This is a genomic window from Actinophytocola sp. (assembly GCF_045807065.1).
In the GTDB taxonomy this organism is placed as follows: domain Bacteria; phylum Actinomycetota; class Actinomycetes; order Mycobacteriales; family Pseudonocardiaceae; genus Actinophytocola.
This window is the reverse complement of the sequence record NZ_JBJMIE010000701.1, coordinates 1-4,884: the sequence shown is the minus strand read 5'-3', so window position 1 is coordinate 4,884 and position 4,884 is coordinate 1. Positions and strand designations below refer to the sequence as shown.

Sequence of the window (4,884 nt, the reverse complement as noted above, 5' to 3'; positions counted from 1 at the left end):
CTGCGGCCGGGGCTGGTGCTGACCGTGCCCCGGCTGCCGTGAGAGGGGCCCCGCGATGATCGCTCCCGCCGGCACCCAGCCCGAGGTCGCCGATCCGGACCGCTACGCCCCCACCTTCGAGGTCGTCATCGACGGCCTCCAGGCCGACCGGACGACCAGGAACGACATCATCGACATCAAGGTGCACCGCGACATCGACGAGATGTCCGGCTTCGACCTCGAGCTGAACAACTGGGACGACGTCGCCCTGAAGTTCAAGCACAGCGACTCGGACAAGTTGCAGCTCGGCACGCGCGTCTCCGTCCGGCTCGGGTACGCGGACAAGCTGCTGGCCGTCGCCACCGGCACGATCAGCTCGCTGTCCCCCAAGTTCCCGGACGGCGCGTCGCCGACCGTCTCCATCACCGGGGTGGACGGCATGCTCGCGCTCAAGGACCGCAAGCCGACCAAGGACGAGGACAAGAACTTCGTCCACAAGGCCGACTGGGAGATCGCCGAACAGATAGCCCGGCGCAACAAGCTGGCCTTCGAGACGACCCACCAGGGACCGGTGCACGACCTGGTGGTGCAGAAGAACCAGTCCGACGGGCAGTTCCTGATGGAGCGGGCGAAGCGGATCGACTTCGACTGCTACATCCTGCCGGATCCGCAGACGGGCGAGCAGACGCTGTACTTCGTCAAGCCCACCGACGGCCGCGACGGCGCACCGATCCGCCTGTTCCGCCTCGCCTACAGCCCGGGCCTGACCACCGGGCCCGCCGCGCAACCCGCGGGCCTGGTGCCCAACCTCCTCGACTTCACCCCGACCATGACGATCACCAGCCAGGTCAGCAAGCTCACCGTGCACGGCTGGGACCCGGTGCGGGCGCAGCCGATCGAGTACACCGCGACCGCGAAGGACCTGCCCGGCGGCCAGAACTCGGCCGACGGGCAGAGCGGGCCGGAGGCGGCGGAGAGCGCGGCCGGCGGCCGCCAGGAGGTGGTGGTCGACGCGCCGGTCCTCAGCCAGGAGGAGGCCAAGGAGCTGGCCGTCGCCCTGCTGCGGGAACGGGCCTACGAGTTCATCACCGCGACCGGTCGGGTGGCCGGGCTGCCGGAGCTGCGGCCGGGGGACAACCTGGAGATCTTCGGCCTCGGCAAGCGGTTCTCCGGCACCTACTTCGTCAAGCGGGTCGAGCACGCCCTCAACACCAGCGGTTTCTTCACCACCTTCACCGGCCGGCGGATCTTCCAGGGGGACGAGAAATGAGGGACAAGCCGCGCGCCATGGCGAACGACAAGCTCTACTACGGCGTCGCACCGGCCGAGGTCGTGAAGAACGACGACGACGCCGCCGAGGGCCGGGTCCAGGTGAAGTACTACTGGTTGGACGGGGGCTCGTCCGACAGCCCCTGGGCCCGGGTCAGCCAGCTCCACGCGGGCGGCGACCACGGCTCGGTGTTCGTGCCCGAGGTGGGCGACGAGGTGCTGGTCGCGTTCTTCCAGGGGGACATGCGGCAGCCGTACGTGCTCGGCGCGCTCTACAACGGACAGAAGAAGCCGCCGAACGCGCACAAGAACGCCCGCGACCAGAAGATCATCCGCACCAGGGCCGGTCACCAGATCCTGCTCGACGAGGACGCGAAGACGATCACGATCAGCACCGCCAAGGGCGCGAAGGTGGTCCTGAGCGACAGCGGGGAGATCACCCTGGAGGCCGCGAAGGTGACGGTCAAGGCGAACGACGTCAACCTCGGTGACGAGTCGGGCGAACCCGTCGTGCTCGGCAACCAGCTGCTCCAGGCCTTCGCCGAGCACACCCACCCGGCTCCGGGCGGTGCCACCGGTCCGCCCACGGCGCCGCTGGCGCCGTCGGTGCTGGCGAAGAAGGTGAAGGCGTCGTGACCGAGCCCTTCCTCGGCACCGGTTGGCGGTTCCCGATCCTGCCCGACGAGGCCGGGCGGCTGGGCTACGCCGTCGGTGAGCAGAGCATCGAGCACTGCCTGCGCGCGCTGCTGCTCACCGCGACCGGCGAGCGCGTGATGCGGCCGGACCTCGGCACGAAGGCGCAGGAGTCGGTGTTCGCGCCCGGCAGCGTGGCGAACCTGCACGACCTGGAGCGGTCCGTCGCCGACGCCGTGCGGAACTTCGAGCCGAGGGTGGAGGTGGACAGCGTCCTCGCCGAGACCGATCCCGCCGACGAGTCGCACGTCACGGTCTCGGTGGAGTACCGGATCCGCCGCACCAACACCAAGGCGAACCTGGTGTTCCCGTTCTACCTCGGCCTGACGGGAAGCACGCCATGAGCGGAGCTTGCGGAGGGTTCCGGTGCCACGGAGCGGGGGAGGGATCGTCATGACCCTGCCCGCGCCGAAGCTCGACGACCTGACCTGGGCCGACATGATGTCGGCCATCACCCGCCGCGTCCCGGCCGAGTCCGACGGCACGTGGACGCTGCACGCGCCCGTCGACCCCGGGATCACGCTGCTGGAGCTCTTCGCCTACCTGCTCGAGCAGCGGCTCTACTGGCTGGACCAGGCCCCGGACGAGCTCGTCGTCGCGATCCTCCACCTGCTCGGCCTCGAACCGCCGCGCCCGGCCCGGTCCGCGGCCACCGTCCTGCGGCTGACCACCGACGAGCCGGTCCCGACCGTCGTTCCCGCGGGCACGGTCATGTCGCGGGACCCGGCCGCGGCCATCCGGTTCACCCTCGACGACGAGGTGACCGTTCTCCCCGTCGACGTCCACGGCGACGTGACGGTGTGGACGGACCGCGACCGCACCGCCGACCTCCTCGCCCGCCGCGGGGTCGCGTTGCTCGCCGCCGACGGCGCCGCCGCCTCCGCCCGCTTCACCCTGCCGCTCGCCGGCGCACACCTCGCGTCCGGCTGGCTCTCGCTGCTCGTCGAGCTGGACTCGCCGTTGCCGCCGTCCTGGTCCCGTCTCGTGGGTCCCGACGTCGCTCCGCCGGCCGACCTCACCTGGTCCTGGTTCCGGCCGGACAGCACGGTCTCCGGGGCGTTCGACGAGGTCCAGGACGGCACCGGCGGCCTGCGGCGGTCGGGGGTGGTGCGCCTGCGACCGCCCGCCGGGTGGTCCACACAGGACCGCGGGCTGGTGGTGTCCACCCCGGCCGCGACGTATCCGGCACCGCCGCGCCTGCTCCAGCTGGCGGTCAACACCTCCGCCGCGCGCCACGTCGAGAGCCGCACCGTGACCGGCGCCGACGTGGCGGACCAGCTCGACGGCTGGCTGAGGCTCCCCGGCCAGCGGCTCGTGCTGCCCGACGCGGCCGGCCGCCTGCTCACCGCGACCCTCCGGCTCGCCGGCGAGCGGTGGGACCCGGTGGTGGACTTCGCCTTCGGCTCCTCCCGCGACCCGGTCTTCCTGCTGGACCGGGGCGACGGCGCGCTCGTGTTCGGCGACGGGCTCACCGGCCGGGTCCCGCGCCCCACCCACGACCTGCGGGTCGACTACACGATCGGCGGCGGCCGGGACGGCAACGGCGGCCGCACCGAGAACTGGCTGCCCGTCGCGGATCCGGTGCCGGTGCGGGGCGCGAACCTCGTCCAGGCCGAGGGCGGCGCGGACCCGGAGACGGTGGCAGGAGCCCGCGACCGCGCGGCGGGCGCGCTCGGCGAGGTGACCAGGGCCGTGACCGCCGAGGACTACGTCACCCTGGCCGTGACCACGCCGGGCGTGGCGGTCGGCCGCGCCTTCGCCTCGGTCGGCGAGCACCCGGGCTTCCCGTGCGCGCGGGTGCCCGGCGCGGTGTCCGTCTACATCGTCCCCTCCGTGCCCCGCGACGACGCGGCGGCCACCGATGTCGTGCCGGCGCCGCAACCGGATCCCGGCATGCTGCGCGCGGTCGCCCACCGGCTCGGCGCGGCCCGGTTGCTCACGGCCGAGGTGTTCGTGCGCGCGCCGGCGTACCGGCCCGTCCGGCTGCGGGTCGACCTGTCCGGCACCCCGGCCGACCGGGTCCGGGTGTCCACGGTGGTCGGCGACGCGCTGCGCCGGTTCCTGGACCCGCTGGTGGGCGGCGACGACGGCACGGGCTGGCCCTTCGGTGAGCCACTGCGGCCCTCGGCGTTGCTGCGTGCCGCCCAGCAGGCACTCGGCGACCTGGCGAGCGTGTCGGCCGTGGCCGTCGGCCTGGACGGCGCGGACCCCGAGGAGTCCTGCGACGACGTGGCCCTGCGGGCGAACGAGCTGCCCGTGGTGCGGGAGGTCCGGACACACGTCGTGCCCGCGACCGAGCCGGGAGAGGGGCTCTTGTGACAAGCGACGTCTGGTGGGTGCGCGACTCCACCGAAGAGGGGCACCTGGTCCCTGGCCCGGGACCGTCCGGGGTGCAGCCGGAGCTCGTCGACGCGAGCAGGGAGGCGGTCCGCGCCGCCGTGCGGGACCGCATCCCCGGCTACACCCCGGACTGGACCAACCCCGACCGCCAGGACGCCGGTGTCGCGCTCGTGCGCCTGTTCGGCACCCAGACCGAACCCGTGCTCACCCGGCTGAACCGGCTGCCCGAGAAGGTCCTGGCCGAGCACCTGAACACCGCGGGCGTGCGTCGCGAGCCGGCCACCGCGGCGGCCGCGCTGCTGGAGTTCACCGTGACCCCGCCGGACGGCGTGTCGGTGCTCGTGCCGGCGGGTTTCCAGGCCGCGGCGTCCGGCACCGGCGGCCAGGTCATCTACGAGACCGACCAGGACCTGTACGCCACCCCCGCGACGCTGGGCGTGCTCGCCGTGCAGCGGGGTGGCGCGCTCGAGCCGGGGCCGCTGGGGCCGAACGGGCCCGGCCGCCCGTTCCCGCCGTTCGGGGCCGAGCCCCAGCCGGGCAACGCCCTGTGGCTGGGCCTCGGCGGCATCGTGAGATCGTTAGAGAGTCTTTTAGTGTTTTTGT

Annotated in this window: 5 protein-coding genes; all 5 read left to right on the top strand. The window is 73.0% G+C overall.

Annotated elements, in window-relative coordinates; all coding sequences use genetic code 11:
* Positions 1–55: 55 nt before the first annotated feature.
* Entirely contained in the window at positions 56–1,249 is a 1,194-nt protein-coding gene (locus tag ACJ73U_RS41215; protein ID WP_407783216.1) for a phage late control D family protein, read from the top strand.
* Entirely contained in the window at positions 1,246–1,884 is a 639-nt protein-coding gene (locus tag ACJ73U_RS41210) for a phage baseplate assembly protein V (RefSeq protein WP_407783215.1), read from the top strand. Before ACJ73U_RS41215 ends, ACJ73U_RS41210 begins: the two co-directional genes overlap by 4 nt.
* Positions 1,881–2,285: a GPW/gp25 family protein gene (locus tag ACJ73U_RS41205; protein WP_407783214.1), complete on the top strand. Its 405-nt coding sequence runs from the start codon at positions 1,881–1,883 to the stop codon at positions 2,283–2,285. The genes ACJ73U_RS41210 and ACJ73U_RS41205 overlap by 4 nt, the downstream gene beginning before the upstream one ends.
* Before the next feature lie 49 nt (positions 2,286–2,334).
* Positions 2,335–4,260 (top strand): baseplate J/gp47 family protein, encoded by a 1,926-nt coding sequence (locus tag ACJ73U_RS41200; RefSeq protein WP_407783213.1) that lies wholly within the window; start codon positions 2,335–2,337, stop codon positions 4,258–4,260.
* A partial coding sequence (locus ACJ73U_RS41195; protein ID WP_407783212.1) for a baseplate J/gp47 family protein occupies positions 4,257–4,884 on the top strand: 628 nt, incomplete at its 3' end. The genes ACJ73U_RS41200 and ACJ73U_RS41195, both read left to right, overlap by 4 nt.

What these genes read in the sequence shown, in the direction of transcription:
- ACJ73U_RS41215 (WP_407783216.1), top strand. Translation starts at nt 56, where the DNA reads ATGATCGCTCCCGCCGGCACCCAGCCCGAGGTCGCCGATCCGGACCGC.
- ACJ73U_RS41210 (WP_407783215.1), top strand. Translation starts at nt 1,246, where the DNA reads ATGAGGGACAAGCCGCGCGCCATGGCGAACGACAAGCTCTACTACGGC.
- ACJ73U_RS41200 (WP_407783213.1), top strand. Translation starts at nt 2,335, where the DNA reads ATGACCCTGCCCGCGCCGAAGCTCGACGACCTGACCTGGGCCGACATG.